The organism is Pseudomonas sp. NY15435, from assembly GCF_048068295.1.
In the GTDB taxonomy this organism is placed as follows: Bacteria; Pseudomonadota; Gammaproteobacteria; order Pseudomonadales; family Pseudomonadaceae; genus Pseudomonas.
In genome coordinates this window covers 339,630-361,011 of the sequence record NZ_JBLUQA010000007.1, presented here as the reverse complement: position 1 = coordinate 361,011, position 21,382 = coordinate 339,630, and the positions used below count along the sequence as shown (strand labels likewise).

18 protein-coding genes and 1 pseudogene are annotated in these 21,382 nt (G+C 65.2%); 10 read left to right on the top strand and 9 right to left on the bottom strand.

The window, feature by feature from the left end:
- Both ACNFH5_RS19315 and fabV read left to right on the top strand, forming a co-directional pair.
- A pseudogene (locus ACNFH5_RS19315) lies at window positions 1-139 on the top strand (electron transfer flavoprotein subunit alpha/FixB family protein); the annotation flags it as partial.
- A 214-nt stretch (window positions 140-353) separates the two neighbouring features.
- A complete protein-coding gene (fabV, locus tag ACNFH5_RS19310; RefSeq protein ID WP_416748666.1) occupies window positions 354-1,550 on the top strand; it encodes an enoyl-ACP reductase FabV in 1,197 nt (398 codons plus the stop codon).
- 62 nt (window positions 1,551-1,612) lie between these two features.
- On the opposite strand, the gene ACNFH5_RS19305 is transcribed toward fabV, so the two are convergent.
- A complete protein-coding gene (locus ACNFH5_RS19305) occupies window positions 1,613-2,563 on the bottom strand; it encodes an alpha/beta fold hydrolase (RefSeq protein WP_416748664.1) in 951 nt (316 codons plus the stop codon).
- 97 nt (window positions 2,564-2,660) lie between these two features.
- On the opposite strand from ACNFH5_RS19305, the gene ACNFH5_RS19300 reads away from it, so the two are divergent.
- The 8 genes from ACNFH5_RS19300 to ACNFH5_RS19265 all read left to right on the top strand — a co-directional run bounded on the left by ACNFH5_RS19300 (window position 2,661) and on the right by ACNFH5_RS19265 (window position 9,279).
- The gene (locus tag ACNFH5_RS19300; RefSeq protein WP_416748662.1) at window positions 2,661-3,488 is read left to right on the top strand and encodes a substrate-binding periplasmic protein; all 828 of its coding nucleotides are present in this window, start codon (window positions 2,661-2,663) and stop codon (window positions 3,486-3,488) included.
- A 28-nt stretch (window positions 3,489-3,516) separates the two neighbouring features.
- The gene (locus tag ACNFH5_RS19295; RefSeq protein ID WP_416748682.1) at window positions 3,517-3,861 is read left to right on the top strand and encodes a DUF4398 domain-containing protein; all 345 of its coding nucleotides are present in this window, start codon (window positions 3,517-3,519) and stop codon (window positions 3,859-3,861) included.
- Window positions 3,858-4,670: an OmpA family protein gene (locus ACNFH5_RS19290; RefSeq protein ID WP_416748660.1), complete on the top strand. Its 813-nt coding sequence runs from the start codon at window positions 3,858-3,860 to the stop codon at window positions 4,668-4,670. Before ACNFH5_RS19295 ends, ACNFH5_RS19290 begins: the two co-directional genes overlap by 4 nt.
- A 152-nt stretch (window positions 4,671-4,822) precedes the next feature.
- Complete coding sequence (locus ACNFH5_RS19285) at window positions 4,823-5,458, top strand: response regulator (protein ID WP_416748658.1); 636 nt, start codon at window positions 4,823-4,825, stop codon at window positions 5,456-5,458.
- Between the two features lie 106 nt (window positions 5,459-5,564).
- Window positions 5,565-7,004, top strand: coding sequence for a PLP-dependent aminotransferase family protein (locus tag ACNFH5_RS19280; protein ID WP_045212506.1), 1,440 nt, complete (start codon window positions 5,565-5,567; stop codon window positions 7,002-7,004).
- Window positions 7,005-7,294: 290 nt separating this feature from the next.
- On the top strand, window positions 7,295-7,888 hold the full coding sequence (locus ACNFH5_RS19275) for an RNA polymerase sigma factor (protein WP_416748656.1): 594 nt from the start codon (window positions 7,295-7,297) through the stop codon (window positions 7,886-7,888).
- A complete protein-coding gene (locus tag ACNFH5_RS19270; protein ID WP_416748654.1) occupies window positions 7,885-8,598 on the top strand; it encodes a hypothetical protein in 714 nt (237 codons plus the stop codon). The genes ACNFH5_RS19275 and ACNFH5_RS19270 overlap by 4 nt, the downstream gene beginning before the upstream one ends.
- A 126-nt stretch (window positions 8,599-8,724) precedes the next feature.
- Window positions 8,725-9,279, top strand: coding sequence for a hypothetical protein (locus ACNFH5_RS19265; RefSeq protein ID WP_416748652.1), 555 nt, complete (start codon window positions 8,725-8,727; stop codon window positions 9,277-9,279).
- A gap of 140 nt (window positions 9,280-9,419) precedes the next feature.
- On the opposite strand, the gene ACNFH5_RS19260 is transcribed toward ACNFH5_RS19265, so the two are convergent.
- The 8 genes from ACNFH5_RS19260 to ACNFH5_RS19225 form a co-directional block, all read right to left on the bottom strand.
- Window positions 9,420-11,237, bottom strand: a complete 1,818-nt coding sequence (locus tag ACNFH5_RS19260; protein ID WP_416748650.1) for a long-chain-acyl-CoA synthetase — start codon at window positions 11,235-11,237, stop codon at window positions 9,420-9,422.
- Between the two features lie 329 nt (window positions 11,238-11,566).
- Entirely contained in the window at window positions 11,567-12,388 is an 822-nt protein-coding gene (locus ACNFH5_RS19255) for an SDR family oxidoreductase (protein ID WP_416748648.1), read from the bottom strand.
- A 143-nt stretch (window positions 12,389-12,531) separates the two neighbouring features.
- A complete protein-coding gene (gene atuF / locus ACNFH5_RS19250) occupies window positions 12,532-14,523 on the bottom strand; it encodes a geranyl-CoA carboxylase subunit apha (protein ID WP_416748646.1) in 1,992 nt (663 codons plus the stop codon).
- 68 nt (window positions 14,524-14,591) lie between these two features.
- The gene (atuE, locus tag ACNFH5_RS19245; RefSeq protein ID WP_416748644.1) at window positions 14,592-15,389 is read right to left on the bottom strand and encodes an isohexenylglutaconyl-CoA hydratase; all 798 of its coding nucleotides are present in this window, start codon (window positions 15,387-15,389) and stop codon (window positions 14,592-14,594) included.
- 125 nt (window positions 15,390-15,514) lie between these two features.
- A complete protein-coding gene (gene atuD / locus ACNFH5_RS19240) occupies window positions 15,515-16,675 on the bottom strand; it encodes a citronellyl-CoA dehydrogenase (RefSeq protein ID WP_401089026.1) in 1,161 nt (386 codons plus the stop codon).
- A gap of 179 nt (window positions 16,676-16,854) precedes the next feature.
- Window positions 16,855-18,471 (bottom strand): geranyl-CoA carboxylase subunit beta, encoded by a 1,617-nt coding sequence (atuC, locus tag ACNFH5_RS19235; RefSeq protein ID WP_416748641.1) that lies wholly within the window; start codon window positions 18,469-18,471, stop codon window positions 16,855-16,857.
- Between the two features lie 3 nt (window positions 18,472-18,474).
- Window positions 18,475-19,350 (bottom strand): SDR family oxidoreductase, encoded by an 876-nt coding sequence (locus ACNFH5_RS19230; protein WP_416748639.1) that lies wholly within the window; start codon window positions 19,348-19,350, stop codon window positions 18,475-18,477.
- Window positions 19,351-19,504: 154 nt separating this feature from the next.
- Window positions 19,505-21,298, bottom strand: a complete 1,794-nt coding sequence (locus tag ACNFH5_RS19225; RefSeq protein ID WP_416748637.1) for an acyclic terpene utilization AtuA family protein — start codon at window positions 21,296-21,298, stop codon at window positions 19,505-19,507.
- Window positions 21,299-21,382: the final 84 nt, after the last annotated feature.

Here is a 21,382-nt window from a genome sequence, read left to right as displayed (position 1 = left end):
GCACCTGGCGGGCATGAAGGACTCGAAAGTGATCGTGGCGATCAACAAGGACGAAGAGGCGCCGATCTTCCAGGTCGCCGACTACGGTCTGGTTGCTGATCTGTTCGAAGCGGTACCGGAGCTGGAAAAGGCCATCTAAGCCTTTTTCGCTTGATGAAGGAACCCGCCCACGTGGCGGGTTCTTTCATTTCAGGTACCTGATTCTTATGGAAAAATGATTATTTCGCCGCGGTCATGACCCATTGGTCACGAATCTTTGCCGAGAAGTCCACCGGTGAAGGTGTCTCATCTACAATGCGCGACGTCTCCAGTTCCTGAATGTGTTCAATCGACACCTGGCTACCGAGGTTTTCATGATCATCAAACCGCGCGTGCGTGGCTTCATCTGCGTCACTACCCACCCGACCGGCTGTGAAGCCAACGTCAAGGAACAGATCGAATACGTCGAGGCGCACGGTGCCATCGCCAACGGTCCGAAGAAGGTCCTGGTCATCGGTTCCTCCACCGGCTATGGCCTGGCCGCGCGCATCAGCGCTGCCTTCGGCGCTGGCGCCGACACCCTGGGCGTGTTCTTCGAGCGTCCGGGCAGCGAGACCAAGGCAGGCACCGCCGGCTGGTACAACTCCGCTGCCTTCGAGAAGTTCGCCAAGGCCAAGGGCCTGTATGCGCGCAGCATCAACGGCGACGCCTTCTCCGATGAAGTGAAGAAAGTCACCATCGACACCATCAAGCAGGATCTGGGCAAGGTCGACCTGGTCGTCTACAGCCTGGCCGCTCCGCGCCGCACCCATCCGAAGACCGGCGAGGTCTTCAACTCCGTGCTCAAGCCGGTGGGCAAGGCCGTCAACTTCCGTGGTCTGGACACCGACAAGGAAGTGATCAAGGAAAGCGTGATGGAGCCGGCGACGCCTGAGGAAATCGCCAACACCGTAGCGGTAATGGGCGGCGAAGACTGGCAGATGTGGATTGATGCCCTGCAGGAAGCCGGTGTGCTGGCCGATGGCGCCAAGACCACCGCCTTCACCTACCTGGGCGAAGAGATTACCCACGACCTGTACTGGAACGGCTCCATCGGCGCCGCCAAGAAGGACCTGGACCAGAAGGTCCTGGGCATTCGCGAGAAGCTGGCCGCCACCGGTGGCGACGCTCGTGTTTCCGTGCTGAAGGCCGTGGTCACCCAGGCCAGCTCGGCCATCCCGATGATGCCGCTGTACCTGTCGCTGCTGTTCAAGGTGATGAAGGAAAAGGGCACCCACGAAGGTTGCATCGAACAGGTCGACGGCCTGTTCCGCGAGAGCCTGTACGGCGCCGAGCCGCACCTGGACGCCGACGGCCGACTGCGCGCTGACTACAAGGAACTGCAGCCTGATGTGCAGGACACCGTGAAGGACCTGTGGAACAAGGTCACCAACGAGAACCTGTACCAGCTGACCGACTTCACCGGCTACAAGTCCGAGTTCCTGCGCCTCTTCGGTTTCGAGATCGCTGGCGTGGACTACGAGCAGGACGTCAATCCGGATGTGCAGATTCCGAATCTGATCCAGCTCTGAGTTCGACTCAATGCAAAAACAGAAGCGGCGCCCCAGGGCGCCGTTTCTGTTTCCAGCTGGGCTCAGTTTGCGGCCGTCACGGGCGCGTGATTCTGCTGGAGGAAGTCGAGGTAGAGGCGGGCGGTTTCCTCCGGGCGCTCGATCATGGGTACATGACCGCAGTCGCGCAGGATCGCCACGCTGGGCTTCTTCAGCAGCGGCTTCATCACGTCGATGCTCGATACATCCAGCACGCGGTCGCGGTCGCCCCATAGCAACAGGGTTGGCGCGGTGATCTTCGGTAGCTCCGGCTCCAGCGGGATGTAGCGTTCACGTAGCTGCTGGAAGACCATGCCGTTGAAAGCGCTGCGTTCCAGCGAGCGTTCGGCCAGGTAATCCTGCAGACGCGACGGCAGCGGCGGCTTCTGTACGAAGACGAAATCGAGCAGGGCCGGGAAGTCGTCCACCGAGCGCAGTACCAGCGGATTGTCGCCACCCTTGAGCAGGCGCTCGAACAGCTCGCTCTGATGCGGCGCCATGACGCCAGCGTTGTCGAACAGACCGACCGACAGCACCTCCTGCGGATGTCGCGCGGCCAGCAGCGCAGCGATGTGACCGCCCATGGAGTTGCCGACCACGTGGAAGCGGCCGATGCCCAGTTCGCGCATGAAGTCCGCCAGGCGCTCGGCCTGAGTGCCGACGTCGTAGCTGATGTTCTCGGGCTTGCTGCTGTCGCCGAAGCCCGGCAGGTCGACAGCGATGACGTGATAGTCCTTAGTCAGGAAGCGCGCGAAGCGCGGCCAGTTGCTCTTGTCGGCGCCGAAGCCGTGGATCAGCAGGACGGTCTGGGCCTTGTCCGGCCCGCCTTCGTAGTAGGTGATGTTCAGGTCATCGACCTGCAGGCTGTTGGTCGACAGCCGGGCGTGGGCGCTTTCGACGTACTGCGCAGTTGCCAGCAGGGTGGAGGGGAAGGCGTACAGCACGCCAGCAGCGACGGCTATCAACAGCAGAAGGGCCAGAAGGGCTTTCTTCATGAGAAGTCCTTATTACCAAATCGGGTCGGTGTGCTTTACGCTAGCATTTTGCGGCTCTAAGCATGGCCGTTCTTTCTTCTGGTGAGCGAGACTACCGATGCCTGATTGCTCCACGATGATCCGTGCGGCGCTGTTGCTGGTGACTTTCTCTATTCCCCTGGCCGGTTTTTCTGCCGGTAAGTGCGAGCGCCTGGTAGCCACTGGCAACCCGGAATACCCACCCTACCTGTGGCGCGATCCGGCGCAGCCGGAGCGCCTGATCGGCGCCAATGCCGACCTGCTGGAACAGATCGGAAAGGCCGTCGGGGTGAATATCCGGGTCATCTACAGCGGCTCCTGGGCGCGTGCGCAGGAAGAGGCGCGACTGGGCCGGGTCGACCTGATCGCTGGCGCCTTCCTCACGCCGCCGCGGCTGGAAACCATGGACTACATTCATCCGGCCTTCCTCGCCACTGATAACGTGGTGTGGATGCGCAAGGACGCCACCACGCCCTACACCGGTCGAGACGACCTGCGCGGCCTGAAGGGCGGCACCCTGGTGAACAACAGCTTCGGCCCCGACTTCGACACCTTCGCCAAACAGGAACTGACCCTGGAAGAGGTGCCCAGCCTGACCCAGGCGTTCCAGAAGTTGCTGCTCAAGCGTTCGGATTACGTGATCTACGAGCACTATCCGGGCCTGGCGGTCGCCGATACCCTTGGCATGGCCGACGACCTGCAGCCGCTGGAACCGCCGATCTCCAGCGAAGGTCTGTACCTGACCGTGGCGCACAACTCGGCCTGCAACGACCCGTGGCTGCGCGGACAACTGGCGAAAAAAATGACAGAATTGACGGCCGCCGGAGTCCCGCAGCGCCTGCTGCAGGACAACCTGGCCCGCTGGAAGGCCCAGCAGCTGCAGCCTGCCAGCACTCCCACCGAGTAGGACAATAGATTTCGTGATCAAGCGACGGATGATGGTCGCCGGCCTGGCTTTGTTTGCATTGGCCGGCTGTGCGACGAACGACCCGGCACCCAACGAGCAGATGCGCCTCACCGAGCAGGCGCTGGAGCAGGCCAAGGCCGTGGGTGCGACCGATGACGTGGCCGAGTTCAAGCTCGCCGAGGACAAGTACCAGGCCGCCAAGGGCGCCCTGGCGGTCGGCTCGAACAAGAAGGCCCGGCAACTGGCCGAACAGGCCGAACTCGATGCCCGCCTGGCCGAAGCCAAGGAGCTGACGCGCAAGAGCGCCGAGCAACTGGCCGAGCAGGGCAAGAGCATCAACCGCCTGCGCAAACAGTTGGGAGAAGTGCAATGACTTGCGCACAACTGTTGCGTTTGAGTGCGCTCGCCGCGGCCGCGTTGCTGGCCGGTTGCGCCAACAGCCAGCTCAGCGAAAAGTCGCTGGAGCAGGCTCGCACCCAGTTCCAGGCGGTGAAGGAAGATTCCGCCGTGCTGCGAAGCGCGCCCAAGGACGTGATCCGTGCCGGCGAGTCGCTGGCACGCGCCGAGCGCCTGTCCAACTACTGGGGCAGCAGCGATGACGTGCTGCAGTACTCCTACCTCAGCCAGCGCTACAGCGAGATCGCCCGCGAGCACAGCAATCTGGCGCTGAACCAGGAGCGCCTTGGCAAGCAGCAGATGGAGCGTGAGCGCCTGCAACTGGCGATGCGCGAAGCGCGCCTGCTCAACGTGCAGGAACAGAGCAGGTGGCTGGAGCAGCAGATGGTCAGCCTGGCCACCAACGAAACCGAGCGCGGTTTGGTGCTGACTCTTGGTGACGTGCTGTTCGACAGCGGCGAAGCGGACCTGAAGCCCGCCGCCAACCGCACCGTGCTCAAGGTAGTGCAGTTCCTCCAGCTCAACCCGCGCCGGGTGATTCGCATCGAGGGCTACACCGATGCCGAAGGCGATCGCGAGCAGAACCTGCAGCTGTCCAGGGACCGTGCGCAGGCCGTGGCGGACGCCCTGACCGACCTGGGCGTGGACGAGAAGCGCGTCAAGGTGCAGGGCTACGGTGAGACCTATCCGGTCTCGGACAACGCCTCGTCGCTGGGGCGTGCGCAGAACCGCCGGGTGGAGATCGTCTTCTCCGACGAGAAGGGGCATCTCGGCGCCGAACGCTGATTGCCTCGCAATATCTCGACACAGGAAACCCCGGCTGCCTCGGCTCCGGGGTTTTTCGTTGAGGGTATCTCGAAATCTTTCGAGTGGCAGCTTGGCGAAAATGGCCGGGTGCGACTAATCCCCTCAGGGGGAGCTGTAAACGAGAGAATGTGATGCCATCGGAAAAGAAGCTTTTCAATGTAATCGTGGCGGACCCGCAGCCGATGATCGGTTGGGGTCTGGAACGCTATCTGCTTGAGCGCGAACTGGCGCAGGTGAAAGCCTTTGTCAGCGACACCGACAGCCTGCTGGATGTCCTCACTGCCCATCCCGAGGTCGACCTGGCCATCGTCGAGCTGGCGCTGCCCGGTGCCCGTGGGCGTGACGGCGTGCACCTGATCGAATGGCTGCAGCGTCACCATCCGGACGTACCTGTACTGGTCTACTCGGTCATGGGGGCGCCGTTGCTGGCCACCGCAGCGGTGAAGTGCGGGGCGGTGGGCTACGTCTGCAAGCGCAACCCGCTGAACCTGCTGGATGACGCCTTCGCCCGCATTCGCAAGGGCGAGACCTACATCGACCCGATGCTCCGGCCGCCGCGCCACACCGGCAAGCCGCTGAGCCCGACCGAGATCGATATCATCCGGCGGCTGGCCCATGGTGCCACGGTGGGTGAAATCGCCGAGCGGACCAATCGCAGCGTCTCCACCATCAGCACCCATAAACGCAATGCCATGCAGAAGCTCGGCCTGACCACTGACGCACAGTTGGTGGTCGCGGGCCTGCTGGACTGGCTCGGGGAGATCTGAGCGGGCGGGGCGGCGTAACTGTATCGGACGGAATACCTCCGACTGTTCTGGAACAGTTTGCACTTTTTGGCTACTGTTTCGGTTCAATGACCGAGGGATGGCCGTCATGTCCAATCTGCTGCTGTACCAGCGCATCGCCCAGCAACTGGCGGAAGACATCCGTCGTGGTGTCTACCAGCCGGGCGAGCGCGTACCGTCCGTGCGCAAGCTGAGCACCCAGCTCAATGTCAGCCATGCCACGGTGCTCCAGGCCTACGCCACCCTCGAAGACCAGGGATTGATCCGCGCTCGTCCGCAATCGGGCTTCTACGTGCACCGCACGCCGGCGCTGACTGCCTCGACGCCGGACATCGCTCGCGTCGAACGGCCCGGCCTGGTCACCCGCAGCAGCATCATCAACCAGGTGCTCGCCGAGGCGCGCCGCGAGGGCGTGTTCCCGCTGGGCGCCGCCGTGCCCCACGTGGATTACCTCCCGGTCCGCGCGCTGCACCAACAGTTGGCCAAGGTCACGCGCTTCTCCAGCCCGCGCGCCTTCAGCTACATGTTCAGCCCCGGCTACGAGCCGCTGCGCCGCCAGGTGGCGATCCGCATGCGTGACGCCGGCGTGGTGGTCGACCCGACCCAGGTAACCATTACCCACGGCTGCGTCGACGCCATCCATATGGCCTTGCGCGTGATGACCCGCCCAGGCGACCTGATCGCCACCGAGTCGCCGAGCTACTACGGCCTGCTGCAGTTGGCCGACATCCTCGGCCTGAAGGTCATCGAGATCCCTAGCGACCCGCTCACCGGTATCAGCCTGGAGGCCCTGCAACTGGCCGCCAACCAGTGGCCGATCAAGGCTCTGGTACTGACCGCGCGCCTGAGCAATCCGCTGGGCGGTACCATTCCGGAGGACCGCCAGAAGGCGCTGCTCAAGCTCACTGCCGAACACAACATCGGAGTGATCGAGGACGACATCTACGGCGAGCTGATGTTCGACCAGGGCCAGACCAAGGCGCTCAAGGCTCACGACCGCGATGGCCGCGTGGTGTACTGCTCGAGCTTCTCCAAGACCATTTCCCCCGGCGTGCGCATCGGCTGGATCATTACCGAGCGCTACCAGGAAGAAATCCGTCGCCTGCAGACCTTCACCACGCATTCGGCGTGCACTGTCACCCAGATGGGCGTGGCGGCGTACCTGGAGAACGGTGGCTACGACCGGCACCTGCGCTACATCCGTCAGGAATACCGCAAGAACATGACGGCGTATCAGTTGGCGGTGCAGCAGTACTTCCCCGAAGGCACGCAGATGACGAGGCCCAAGGGCGGTTTCATCCTCTGGGTCAGCCTGCCGGCCAAGGTGAACACCAAGGAGCTGCACGTACGTGCGCTGGAGCAGGGGATCAGCATCGCGCCGGGGCTGATCTTCAGTAATACCGAGCAGTTCAACAACTGCCTGCGCCTGACCTGCGGTATCCCATGGGACCGTGAGGCGGAGCGGGCGATCATGACCCTCGGCATGCTGGCCTGCCAGCTGTGTCAGGAAGAGCTGATCGCTGCTTGATTGCCTTGCATGCGTAGGAGCGAACTCTGTCCGCGATAGGTCCGCCGCGCGCCGGATGCCATCGCGGACGTAGTCCGCTCCTACGTAAATGCTTATCGACGGTTAGCCCGTTTTCCCACATCGTCTCGTCCAAGCAAGTTGCAACCCTCGACGAGACCGCCGCCGTGCCGCTTGCCACACCCGAGCCTCTGCCTGCCAGTCACGGCGCTACACCTGCGCCAGCGACATCGGCGATACTCGGTCGCTGGCGAGAAGCCAGCCGAGACCCGCACCGCTACGGATCGAGAGAGTTGAAGAAGCCCCTCACGGATGAAAACGACGTCGCATTGCTGCGACGCTACCGACAAGGCGACGCCGAAGCCTTCGGTGAGCTCTACGCTCGCCATCGCCTCGGCCTGTTCCGCTTCCTCTGCGGCCTCTGTGGCGACCACGCGCAGGCCGAGGAAGTGTTCCAGGAAACCTGGTTGAGCCTGATCCGCAGCGATAGCCAGCCGTTGGGCGCAGCCAGCTTCAAGACCTGGTTGTACCAGATCGGCCGCAATCGCCTGATCGACCACTGGCGCAAGCTGGGCCGTCATCAGGGGCGCCAGGAGAGCTTCGACGAGCAACTGCATGGCGATGCGCTGAGCGGTGAAAGCGTCGATCCCGAGCGCGAGCTGAGCCTGAGCCGTGACCAACAGCGCCTGCAGGGAGCTCTGGAGTCGCTGCCGGAGGAGCAGCGCGAAGTGTTCCTGCTGCGTGCCCACGGTGACCTGGAACTGCACGAGATTGCCGAGCTGACGAAGGCCCCGGCTGAAACGGTTAAGAGCCGGCTTCGCTATGCGATGCAGAAATTGCGTCGGTTGTTGTCCGATCCGTCGGTGACCGAGGAGGTGAGCCCATGAATCGCGATCCGCACGAGCAGGAACTGCTCGAGCATTACCGTCGGCACAGCGACGAGCAGCCGTCGGCGCAGCTGGACGCGCGCATTCTGGCCGCCGCCCGTGCCGCGGTGCAGGAGCCGAAGCCGAAGCCGAGTTTCGCCCGGCGCCTGCATCACTGGCTGCTGGGTGCTGGCAGCCGTCAGCGCTGGGGCGTTGCCGTGGCTGGCCTGGCAACCCTGGGCATCGGCCTGAGCCTGACCCTGCGGACCTTTGAAGAGGCGCCAGAGCGCTTTGACGCGCCGGTATCCCCGGCAATGATGCGCGCGCCAGCGCCCGCTCCGGCCATGGCGCCGCCAGCGGCTCCGGCTGCTGCGCCCTATGCAGCGGAGCCGCGCATGGCCGCGCCGCAGATGGATAGCGCCGCTGCCGGAGCGGCAGTGGAAGAGCTCGCCAAACCGGCGCCGATGAGCAAGAAAATGGCGGCGCAGGCGGAGGAGGCCAAGGTCCGCGAGTCCTTTGACGCCAAGGCGCCGTCTGATGTGCAGGTGCAAGGGAAGCTGCAATCGTTCACGGAAGCGATCGACGAGCCGCATGCCAGCCTGCTGCATCTGCGCGACTTGCAGGGCAATGGACAGAAGGAGGAGGCTGAACGTGTGCGCGAGAGCCTCCGGCAGCGCTTCCCGGGCCTGGATATCGACAAGGCTCTGAAGGAATTGCCTGACAATCCTTGATCAATGACAGGCCGGGTTCAGCCCGTGTCTGTCAGACTAATCGCAGTAACGGTTTGTCATGGCAAGGCTATTGCTCTGCAACGCATCTCGCGCCAGCATTGCGCGGTTTTTCTGACGGTCCGCCCCATGAAGAAATCCCGAATTCTCGTTGTTGCCGGTCTGTCCCTGCTGCTCGCCGCCTGCGGTGACGAGCACAAGGACAAGGCTGTGGCGCCGGCTGCTGCTCCGGCCGTGACTGCGCCCGCCACCACGCCTGCGCCCAAGCCGGCCGCTGAACAGCCGCGGGAGGACGAGGCCAAACCGGCCGCCGCCAAGGCTGTGGTGTCACCCAAGGCGCCCGCCGTCGAGGCAGCCATCAAACCCGAGGCCAAGGCGCCTTCGAAGACCCCGGCGCAGGTGAGGAAGCCGGTCGATCCGGTCGTCAAGGAACCGCTGCCGCCAGTGAAGCTGGACCTGCGCCTGCCCAAGGATCTGGTCCGCCAGATGGACCCGGACGATCCGATCACCGTGATCGAGGAAAAACCGATCCTACCGCCGATGTTCGGTGAAAAGGCCGGGCAAAGCCCATTCGAAGTCGGTGGCCGGCTGATCCAGCGCGAGCCCAACGAGCGCGAGGCCAACGACGACAGCTGGCACTCGGACATCCGAGGCGCCGAGTTGCAGTTCAAGTTCCGCAACTGACTCTTTAGCGAGCGGGCCCAGGTAGGGCGTATAACGTTCGACGTTATACGCCGTTCGAAGGCGACGAGCTCCGGGAGGAGTCGATGCGGGCTGTGTAATGGCGTACAACCGCGAACGTTTGTACGCCCTACGGTTCTGGCTCAGAACCGGTGCACGCCACCGCGAATCGCCTCGAACAGAGCCCCGTCCAGCGCCCGGTAGTCCGCTTCGCCGGGTAGGCGTACGTACAACGCCTCGGTCACGGACGATGGGTCGTACGCGTTGCGCTTGAGATCGGTCTTCTTGTACTTGAAGGTACCGGTGGTCTCCACCTGGGCCAGCAGGCGCAGGAACAGCGGCACGGCGTAGGCCGGCAGCTCGCGGTCGAGGTGCGCCGCCAGCAGCGCGGCGTCCAGGCTGGCGCCGTCAGCCAGGCGCAGCGCGGCCATGCCGCAGCGGCCGTTGGTGCCGGGAATCTCCACGCCATAGACCACAGCATCCTCCACACCGGGGAAGGCGCCCAGGGCGTTTTCCACTTCGGTGGTGGAGACGTTTTCACCCTTCCAGCGGAAGGTGTCGCCCAGGCGGTCGACGAACTGCGTGTGCTTGAAGCCGATGTCGCGCATCAGGTCGCCGGTGTTGAACCAGGTGTCGCCTTCCTTGAACACGTTGCGGTAGATCACCGCCTCGCTCTTGGCCGGGTCGGTGTAGCCGTCGAACGGCCACTTGTCGCTGATCTCGCTGATCAGCAGGCCGGCTTCGCCCTTGTCGACCTTTTCCATGAAGCCCCTGGCGTTGCGCACCGGCTGGTCATTTTCCAGGTCGTAGCGGACGATCGCGTAGGTTGCCGGCGAGAAGCCCACCGTATTGTCGAAGTTGAACACGTTGGTGAAGCCGATGTTGCCCTCGCTGGAGGCATAGAACTCGGTGATCCGCTCGATGCCGAAGCGCTCCTTGAACTCCTGCCAGATTGACGGGCGCAGGCCGTTGCCGATCATGCAGGTCAGGGTATTGCCCCGTTCTTCCGCGCATTCGGGCTGGTTGAGCAGATAGCGGCAGAGTTCGCCGATGTAGCCGAAGCAGGTGGCCTGGTAGGTCTGGACGTCTTTCCAGAACGAACTGGCGGAGAACTTGCGGCGCAGGGCGATGGCTGCGCCGCCGGCCAGTGCGGCGCTCCAGCACACGGTCACCGCATTGTTGTGGTAGCAGGGCAGGGTCAGGTAAAGCACGTCGCTGTTGGTCAGCGCCAGGCCCGAATGGCCGAAGCCGCCGTAGGCCTTGATCCATTTGCCATGGCTCATGATCGAGGCTTTCGGCAGGCCGGTGGTGCCCGAGGTGTAGATGTAGAAACAGGCGTCCTTCAGGCGGACCTTGGCGGTTTCGGCAAGGTTGTTCGAGTCCTGCTCCTGGGCCAGGCGCATGAGGTTCTGCCAACCCGCTGGCGCTTGGTTCTGCTCGTCGCCATCGGCAATCCAGTAGCAGCGGCCACCACTGTTTTCCAGGGCTGGGCGAACGTCCTCGAAAGCCTCGCGCAGTTCTTCGCCGACCACAAAGTGGCTGGGCTTGACCAGGTTGAGGCTGTGGCTGAGCACCTGGCCGCGCTGGGTAGTGTTCACTAGCGCGCCGATGGCGCCGAGCTTGGCCAGGGCGGCGAGCACGACCATGAGTTCGGCGCGGTTCTCCAGCATCACCGCGACCACGCTGGCGTGGCCCACGCCCTCGGCCTGGAAGGCCCGCGCCAGGCGGTTGGCCCAGCCGTTGAAGAGGGCATAAGACAGGCGCCGGCGTTCGTCGATCAGCGCGGGGCTGTCCGGGTAGAGGCGCGCAGCGCGCTCCAGCGCCCAACCCAGGGAAAGGTTCTTTTCGCGGTTGCGGATGCCGGTGTAGTACAGCCCGCGCAGCATGCGTGGCACGCGACCGAGGGTGGCGGGCAGATGGGCGAGGAAGCGGGTCGGGGTGATGATGTCGGCGTGGCTCATTGACGCGTGCCCTTATTGTCATTGTTGTCTGGCGTGCAGACGCTTGCGAGCGACTCTAGGTCGTCGTCCGGCGTGCGCCTATGGCTGTTGCGCGCGTGGCGCAGGGCAGATCGGCAAACGCATCGGGCAAGCGTTCATCGCAGTCTAGAAAGCGATGGCCGGACGGCCAGGGCGGGATTGTGTCGATTGGTAAACGCCGCGAACGATGCCAGGGGAGAGCGCCGTAGGGCGAATAACCGTTTGCGATTAACCGCCGCCAGTCCGTGGGGAGTGAACGGCGCATAACGCGTTCCGCGTCATGCGCCTCACGAAGAGGTCCGCGAGTGGGCTCAGTCGAGGAACAGGTCGGGCACCAGGCTGCCGCCGTTCGGATCGAAGCGGTATTGCTCGAAGTCGGTCTGGCCCTGTTCGCGCAGGATGTCCTCGTCGATCAGCAGGCGCCCGCTGATGGCGCGCTCGCTGCTGGAGAGAATGGCGTAGGCGGCATCGGCCATGATCGCCGGGGTGCGTGCGCGCTTGAAGGCATCGCGGCTGCCCAGTTCGAACTCGATGGCGGCGGTGGCGATCATGGTCTTCGGCCAGAGGGCGTTGACGCTGATGCCGTACTTCTTGAACTCCTCGTGCATCCCCAGGGTGAGCATGCTCATGCCGTACTTGGTGACGGTATAGGGGCCGTGCTGGGCGAACCACTTGCCGGCCAGGTTGATCGGCGGCGACAGGCTGAGGATGTGGCCCTTGCTCTGCTTCAGGTAGGGCAGCGCGGCCTGGCTGCAGACCATCACGGCGCGGGTGTTGATCTGGTACATCAGGTCGAAGCGCTTGGGCTCCAGGCGCTCCACGCCGACCAGCTTGATGGCGCCGGCGTTGTTGACCACGGCGTCGATCCCGCCGAAGTGCTCGGCAGCCTTGGCCATGGCCTCGCGCACGGCGATCTCGTCGCGCACGTCGAGTTGCAGGGCCAGTGCCTTGCCACCGGCGGCTTCGACTTCCGTGGCGACGCTGAAGATGGTGCCTTCGAGTTTCGGGTGGGGTTCGGCGCTCTTGGCGGCGATGACGATGTTAGCGCCATCGCGCGCGGCGCGCAGGGCGATCTCGCGGCCGATGCCGCGGCTGGCGCCGGTGATGAAGAGGGTTTTGCCGTTGAGGGACATGGTTGGGGCTCCGTGTTCTTGTTATGAGTCGTCAGCTGACCTGTAGAAGCGAGCTTGCTCGCGAACCTGGGCCCCGCAGCGGGGATTGTTCGCGAGCAAGCTCGCTCCTACGAAAAGCCAAAATCCAAAAGCCGAAAAGCGGTTCAGGCGGGCTCCAGCGCCTCGACCTCCACCAGCAATTGCCGCGATTTCACCTGTTCGCCCTTGCTCACCTGTACCCGGCGGATCACGCCGTCGACGCCGGCCTTGAGCGGGTGCTCCATCTTCATCGCTTCAAGCACCAGCAGCAGCTGGCCCTTGCTGACCCGCGTGCCTTCGCTCACCAGTACGTCGACGATGGCGCCATCCATCGGTGCCTTCACCGTGCCGGAGCCCGCGCCAGCGGCGGCGCCAGCCGGTTCGTGGGTGACGTCGAGCAGTTCCAGGTTGCCGTCCGCGCCATACAGCCACAGGCGCGCGCCATTGCGGTGGAAGGGCAGGCGGCGGCGAATGCCGTCGGCTTCGAGGATGGCGTCGCCGTTGTCCTCGCCGAGCAGGCGCAGGTTGATCTCGCTGTCACCGATGCGGGCCAGCAGCGTCGGTTGGGTACCGTGCTCGCGGACGTCCAGTTCAACGACGAACTTCTCTTCGCCATGCTTGAGCGCGAAGCGCCACGGCGCGCTGCCCGCGCTGCGCCAGCCGGAAAGCCCCGGCTGGTGCGCACGATCACTGGCCGAAGCCTGGTAGAGCAGGGCGGCGGCGCAGGCCAGTTCCAGCGCCTGCGGCTGGCGCGGGGCCAGGCTGGGGTCACCGGCGAACTGTTCGCCGATGAACGCCGTGGTGGCCTTGCCAGCGGCGAATTCCGGGTGCTTGAGCAGGTTGGCGAGGAAGCGCTGGTTGCCGGTCACGCCCAGCAGCACGCTATCCTCGACGGCGCGCACCAGCTTGCGCCGCGCCTCGTCGCGGGTGGCGCCGTAGGCGATGACCTTGGCCAGCATCGGGTCGTAGAAGGGCGTCACCGGCTGGCCTTCGTACAGGCCGTGGTCGACGCGGATGCCGTCCAGCTGCGGCGGTGTCCAGCGCAGGACCTGGCCGGTCTGCGGGAGGAAGCCGTTGCCGGCGTCCTCAGCGTACAGACGTACCTCGATGGCATGACCCTTGAGCTGGATCTGCTCCTGGGTCAGCGGCAGCGGGTGGCCTTCGGCGACGCGGATCTGCCAGGCCACCAGGTCCTGGCCGGTGACCAGTTCGGTGACCGGGTGCTCCACCTGCAGGCGGGTGTTCATTTCCAGGAAGTAGAAGGCGCCGCTGGCGTCCAGCAGGAACTCCACGGTGCCGGCGCCCAGGTAGTTCACCGACGCGGCGGCCTTCACGGCAGCGCTGCCCATGGCAGCGCGCAGCTCCTCGGTCAGCACCGGGCAGGGCGCTTCTTCGATGACCTTCTGGTGACGGCGCTGCACTGAGCAGTCGCGTTCGCCGAGATAGACGATATTGCCGTGGCTGTCGCCAAACACCTGGATTTCCACATGGCGCGGTTGCACCACGGCTTTCTCCAGGATCAGCTCGCCGCTGCCGAAGGCGTTCTGTGCTTCCGAGCGCGCGGTGCACAGCTGTTCGGCGAGGTCTTCGCTGCGGGTCACCAGGCGCATGCCGCGCCCGCCGCCACCGGCGCTGGCCTTGATCATCAGCGGGTAGCCGATGCGCTGTGCTTCGCGGGTGAGCGTGGCGTCATCCTGTTCTGCGCCCTCGTAGCCGGGAATGCAGGGCACGCCGGCTTCGAGCATGGCGATCTTCGACAGGCGCTTGCTGCCCATCAGGTGGATGGCTTCCACACCGGGACCGATGAAGACGATGCCGGCGGCCTCGCAGGCGCGAGCGAAATCGGCGTTTTCCGAGAGGAAGCCGTAGCCGGGGTGGACTGCGCCAGCGCCGGTACGCCTGGCGGCGTCAAGGATGGCCTCGGGTTTCAGGTAGGACTGGCCCACGGGCGCCGGGCCGATGCACACGGCTTCGTCGGCCAGTTGCACATGGCGGGCATTGGCATCGGCCTCGCTGTACACCGCCACGGTGCGGTAGCCCAGGTCATGGGCGGTGCGGATCACTCGGCAGGCGATCTCGCCACGGTTGGCGATCAGGATTTTGTCGAAGCTGGGCATGGTGGCTGTTTCCCTCTCCCCGGTCCTCTCCTTGAAGGGAGAGGGGATTGTTCGGTGCGCGCGTTGGGTCACTGCGCCCAGTTCGGTTTGCGTTTCTGCACGAAGGCCATGGTGCCTTCGGCGCCTTCCGCTCCGGTTACCGCGGCAGCGAACTGGCGGGCGGCATCGTCCAGCAGTGGGCCGAGGGCTTGCGTCTCCGTGGCCAGCAGCAGCGCCTTGGTGGCGGCATTGGCGCCGGGGGCGCAGCGGCGAACCTGGTCGAGCGTCTGGGCCAGTTGCTCGTCAAGGCTCTCGGCGCTATCCGCGCAGAGATGCACCAGGCCCAGGCGCAGCGCCTCGCGGCCGTCGAAGCGCGCGGCGGTGAGGGCCAGGCGGCGCGCCTGGGTCAGGCCGATGCGTTTCACCACAAAGGGTGCGATCTGCGCCGGCAAAATGCCGAGGCTGGTTTCCGGCAGGCCGAACTGCGCGTCGGCCGCCGCGATGGCGATATCCGAGACGCAGGCCAGGCCGAAGCCACCGCCCAGCACTGCGCCTTCCAATACGGCGACCAGCACCTGCGGCTGTGCCTGGGCTTCTTCCAGCAGGCCACCGAAGGCGCGGTTCAGCGCGGCGTAGGCGTCGGGACCGGCGGCGCGGGCGCCGGCCATGTCCTTGATGTCGCCGCCGGCGCAGAAGTGTCCGCCAGCGCCGCGCAGGACGATGGCGCGTACGCTGCGATCGTCGCGCACGGCCGCTAGCACCGCGCGCAGTTCACTGACCATCGCCAGGCTCATGGCGTTGCGGCTGTCCGGGCGGTTGAGGGTGACGTGCAGCACGCCGCCTTCAGGTTCCAGCAGCAGGGTTTCGCAGTTCGGCAACTTATTCATGCCGGGGTCCTCATGGAGTCGGATATTCCCTGTAGGAGCGAGCTTGCTCGCGAACGGAGTTTCACTGGGCGCCGAGGCGCCATGCGGTTCGCGAGCAAGCTCGCTCCTACAAAGGGCCCAGGCCCTTAGCCTTTCTTCTTGCCCGGCAGGGTGCCCATCATTTTGCAGATGATGCCCAGCATGATTTCGTCTGCGCCGCCGCCGATGGAGACCAGGCGGGTATCGCGGTAGGCGCGGGAGACCGGGTTTTCCCACATGAAGCCCTGGCCGCCCCAGTACTGCAGGCAGGCATCGGTGACTTCGCGGGCCAGGCGGCCGACCTTCAGCTTGGCCATGGAGGCCAGGCGGGTCACGTCCTTGCCGCGGATGTACTGCTCGGTGGCCTGGTAGGTGAGGGCGCGCAGACACTCGATCTCGGTCATCAGCTCGGCCATGCGGAAGTGGATGACCTGGTTGTCGATCAGCGCCTGGCCGAAGGTCTTGCGCTCCTTGCAGTAGTCGATGGTGGCGTTGACGCAGTACTCCAGGCCCTTGATCCCGCTGGCGGCGCCGAACAGGCGTTCTTCCTGGAACTGCAGCATCTGCATCATGAAGCCCGCGCCCTCGGCGCCGATGCGGTTGCGCTGCGGGACGCGCACATCGTCGAAGAACACCTGGGCGGTCTCCGAGCTGCGCATGCCGAGCTTGTCCAGGTGCGGGCTGACGCTGATGCCCTTGGACTTCATCGGCACCATGATCAGCGACTTGTTGACGTGGGGCTTGTCGTCGGAAGTGTTGGCCAGCAGGCAGATGAAGTCGGCGGAGGGCGAGTTGGTGATCCACATCTTGCTGCCGTTGATGACATAGTCGTCGCCATCCTTGCGCGCGGTGGTCTTCAGCCCGGCAACGTCGGAGCCGGCGCCGACTTCCGAGACGCCGATGCAGCCGACCATTTCGCCGGCGATGGCCGGGCGGAGGAATTCCTCGCGCAGCTCATCGGAGCCGAAGCGCGCCAGGGCCGGGGTGCACATGTCGGTCTGCACACCCAGGGCCATCGGCACGCCGCCGCAATGGATGGTGCCAAACTCTTCGGCGGCGACCACCGAGTAGCTGTAGTCCAGGCCCATGCCGCCGAATTTCTCCGGCTTGGAGATACCCAGCAGGCCCAGGTCGCCGGCTTTCTTGAAGACTTCATGGATCGGGAAGCGGCCGGCCTTTTCCCATTCGTCGACGTAGGGGTTGATCTCCTTCTCGACGAAGTTGCGGACGGTGCGGCGGAGTTCTTCGTGTTCCTGGGTGAAGATCATTGTTGTTGTTCTCCTGATGCTTGGTCTGGTTTCCCGCCTCTTGCCCTCTCCCCAACCCTCTCCCTGAAGGGAGAGGGGGCTGTCCGGAGTGGTTGGACGGTTCGCATTACGCCGGGTCGCTTTGGCCCCTCTCCCGCTTGCGGGAGAGGGCGGGGGAGAGGGTTTTTTGCCCGCTCCCATCAGAACCTGGCTACCCCAAAACTATTACCCTTCAGCGGGCGCACAGCCGCCTCCGCGCAGATGTCCAGCAGGTAGCCGAGCAACTGGCGCGTGTCGCGGGGGTCGATCAGCCCGTCGTCCCACAGGCTCGCCGTGCCATAGAGCGCGGTGGATTGGGCGTCGAGCTTCTGCGCGGTCATCTGTTCGAGCATGTCGAGCATCTTCGGGTCGGCTTCCTTGCCCTCCTTGGCGTGTTTTTCCTCGGTGACGATGCGCAGCACCTTGCCGGCCTGGGCGCCGCCCATCACGGCGGTACGGCTGTTGGGCCAGGCGAAGATGAAGCGCGGGTCCAGCCCGCGGCCGCACATGGCGTAGTTGCCGGCGCCATACGAACCGCCGACGACCAGGGTGAGCTTGGGCACAGTCGCGTTGGCCACCGCCTGGATCATCTTCGAGCCGTGCTTGATCACGCCCAGGCGCTCGGACTCGGTGCCGACCATGAAGCCGGTGGTGTTGTGCAGGAACAGGATCGGCGTGTTGCTCTGCTCGCACAGCTGGATGAACTGCGCCGCCTTGGCCGCACCCTGCGGGGTGATCGGGCCGTTGTTGCCGATCAGGCCGCAGGCGTGGCCCTCGATGTGCAGGTGGCCGCAGACGGTCTGGCTGTCGAACTCGTTCTTGAAGTCGAGGAAGCGCGAGCCGTCGGCGATGCGCGCGACGATCTCGCGCACGTCGTAGGGCTTCTTCGCGTCCGCCGGGACCACGCCGAGCAGTTCCTGCGCCGGGTACAGCGGCTCGTCCCACGCCTGTTTCGGGCGAGCCGGAAGCTGCGAATTCCACGGCAACGATGCAAGGATTTCGCGGGCCAGGCGCACGCCGTCGGCGTCGTTCTCCGCCAGGTATTCTGCAGTGCCGGCGACCTGGGCGTGCAGCTCGGCGCCGCCGAGGTCTTCATCGGTGGCGATCTCACCGGTGGCGGCCTTGAGCAGCGGCGGGCCGGCGAGGAACATCTTGGCCTTGCCGCGCACCACCACCACGTAGTCCGACAGCCCCGGCTGGTACGCGCCACCCGCGGTGGACGATCCGTGCACCACGGTGACCTGGGGAATGCCTGCTGCCGACATGCGCGCCTGGTTGGCGAAGCCGCGTGCGCCCTCGACGAAGATATCTGCCGCATAGTTCAGGTTGGCGCCGCCGCTCTCGGTCAGCGCCACCACCGGCAGCTTGTTCTCGAAGGCGATCTGCTGCAGGCGCAGGGTCTTCTTCAGGCCGGTGGGGGAGATGGTGCCGCCCTTGATCGCGCTGTTGCTGGCCGTCACCAGGCAGCGCACCCCGGCGATGTAGCCGATGCCGGAGATGATGCCGCCGCCGGCCTGGGTGCCGTCCTTGTCGTCATGCAGCTTGTAGCCGGCCAGCGAGGAAATCTCGAGGAACGGCGCACCCGCGTCCAGCAGCAGGTTCAGGCGCTCACGCGGCAGCAACTGGCCGCGCTTGTCGAACTTGGGCTTGGCCTCGGCGGCCTTGTCCAGCACCTTCTGCTCGACCTCGCGGAAGCTCGCCACGGCGGCCAGCATGGCCTCGCGGTTGCGGGCGAAGTCTTCGCCCTGGGGATCGAGTTCGGATTGAATGACCGGCATCGCTTACTCCTGATCCTTCAGTACATCGGGCAGGTAGGCGCGGTGAAAACCGTTGTAGGAGCGGCTCTGCCCCGGCTTCACCTTCGACAGCGGGAAGGCGCGGCTGCCCTGGCTGGCGGCGCCGTCGATGCGAATGGTATTGCCGCTGATGAAGGCGGCGCCGGGGGAGAGCAGGAAGACAATGGCGGCGGCGACTTCCGACTCGGTGCCGATGCGCTTGAGTGGCACGTGCTCGCGCAGGGTTGGAATCACTGCCTTGAACGCGCCTTCGTAGGTGTCCATGCCGCTGGAAGCGACCCAGCCCGGTGCCACGGCGTTGACCCGCACCCCGGCGTGGCCCCACTCGATGGCGGCAGTCTTGGTGAAGTTCTCCATCCCCGCACGCGCTGCGCCGGAATGGCCCATGCCGGGCATGCCGCCCCACATGTCGGCGAGCATGTTGACGATGCTGCCGCCGGTCTTGCTCAGGCTCTGGTTGAACACTTCGCGGGCCATCAGGAAGCCTCCCACCAGGTTGGTGCGCACCACGGCCTCGAAGCCCTTCAGGTTGATCGACGCCAGCGGCGCGGGGTACTGGCCGCCAGCGTTGTTGACCAGGTGATGGATCGGTCCGCGCTCGGCGATGACCTGCGCCACCAGCGCCTTCACCGCTTCCTCGTCGCGGATGTCGCAGCTATGCCAGCTGGCGCTGCCGCCGTCCTCGATGATTTCGCCGGCGGTCTTCTCCAGCTTTTCCGCCTTGCGTCCGACCAGCACCACGTGGGCGCCGAGGGCTGCCAGCTCATGGGCGGTGCAACGACCGATACCGCTGCCGCCGCCAGTGACGATGATGGTCTGGCCGTTGAACAGGCCGGGTTTGAAGATCGAGTCGTAGCTCATTGTTGTTTTCGTCCTGCCGGGTTTGGACCCCACCCTGTCAAGGTGGTGCTCTGACGCTGTTCTTTTGTAGGAGCGAGCTTGCTCGCGAACCGCCTGACGTTAGTGTTTCCGGCGAAAAGCGTTCGCGAACAAGGGCTAGGCGCCCCCCTCGGTCCTACATGTTCAGTTCATCGGCGATGGCTTGCGGCACCGCCACCGGGAATTCCAGCAACTGCTGGGCGAAGGCCTTGCCCTGCGGGTCGATGCGCAGGCTCGCCACGCCGCCGCCGCCCAGGGCGTTCTCCAGCAGGAAGTTCAGGCTGTGGCTGCCCGGCAGGTGCCAGCGGCTGACGCGGCCCGTCTGCGGGTCGAGCACGTGCTGCATCCACTCGGCCACGGCGCCTTCGCTCAGCGCCTCGGCGATCCACGGCAGGTATTCGGGCCGGCGCGCCATGACGCCGATGTTGCTGTGGTTGCCCTTGTCGCCGGAGCGCGCCACGGCCAGCTTCACCAGCGGCACGCTGGCCTGGGCCGGGCCTTTTGCGGTCGGAACGGCAATATCATCGGCCAGCATGGCCGGATCGAAGGCGTCGAGTGCAGGGAGGGCGGCGCTCTGGCGCTGGCCGTCGATCTCCACGGCCAACTCGCAGTTGTCCTTGTCGATCAGGAAGGAGAACAGGCGGATCACCGGGTACACGGTCGGGCGGCCCCCGACGATACCGGTCAGGCCCGGCGCCATGCCGGTGGCGGCCTGGGCGATCTCGCGGGAGAACAGCACAAGGGCTTCCTTGCGGCTGTGGCGCACGGCGAGCTTCACCACGATTTCGCGGTTGTCCGAACGGCGACCGTGGGGGCCGTAGGTGGCCTCGCTGCCGAGCAGTTCCACACTCACCTCACGGTACGGGCCCCAGCCGCGCTCCATGAGGATTTCTTCGGTCTTGGCGATGATCGCCTGGCTGACCCGCTCGGCCTTCTTCACCGCGTCGATGCCGGCGATCAGGCAGCTGGCGGTGCAGCGGAAACCGTCCGGGTAGGTGGCGCTGACCTTGTATTGGCCGGTCGGCGGCAGGCCACGTGCGCCACTGACGGCGACGCGGTTCTCGCCGACCTGGGCGAGTTGGACCTGGGTGAAATCGCAGATCACATCGGGCAGCAGGTAGGCGCGCGGGTCGCCGATCTCGTAGAGCATCTGCTCGCCCACCGACAGCGGCGAGACCAGCCCGCCAGTGCCCTGCGGCTTGGTCACGACAAATGCGCCGTCAGCCTGCACTTCGACGATAGGGAAACCGATGTGCTCGTAGTCCGGCACGCTTTCCCAGTCGGTGAAGTTGCCGCCGGTGCACTGCGCGCCACATTCGATGATGTGCCCGGCCAGGGCGGCCTGGGCCAGTCTGTCGTAGTCGTTCCAGGCCCAGCCGAACTCGTGCACGAGGGCCGCGCTGACCACTGCGCTATCCACCACGCGACCGGTGATGACGATATCGGCGCCGGCCTTCAGCGCCTGGACGATGCCGGGCGCGCCCAGGTAGGCGTTGACCGAGACGCACATGGGTGGCATGGGCGCATCGCTGAACATCTCGCGGATGCCGGCCTTGGCCAGTTCGCCCAGGCGCGGTTGCAGGTTGTCGCCGTGCACCACGGCGATCTTCAGCGCCACACCGGCCTTCTCGCAGGCAGCGGCCAGGGCGCTGGCGCAGGCCTGCGGGTTCACTCCGCCGGCGTTACTGATCACGCGGACCTGCTTCGAGGCGATGTCGCCCAGCAGGGGTGTCATCACGTCGATGAAATCGGTGGCGTAGCCTGCCTCGGGGTTCTTCAGGCGGGCGCCGGCCATGATCGACATGGTGATTTCGGCGAGATAGTCGAACACCAGGTAATCCATTTCCGCGCCGCGCACCAACTGTGCGGCGGCGGTGGAGGTGTCGCCCCAGAAGGCAGAGGCGCAGCCGATACGTACGGTTCTAGTCATTGTTCTGCCCGTGACGCTGAGTGATGGATCGACATTACCAAGCAAGCGCTTGGTTGAAAAGCCCCTGGTCAATGACAACCCCAA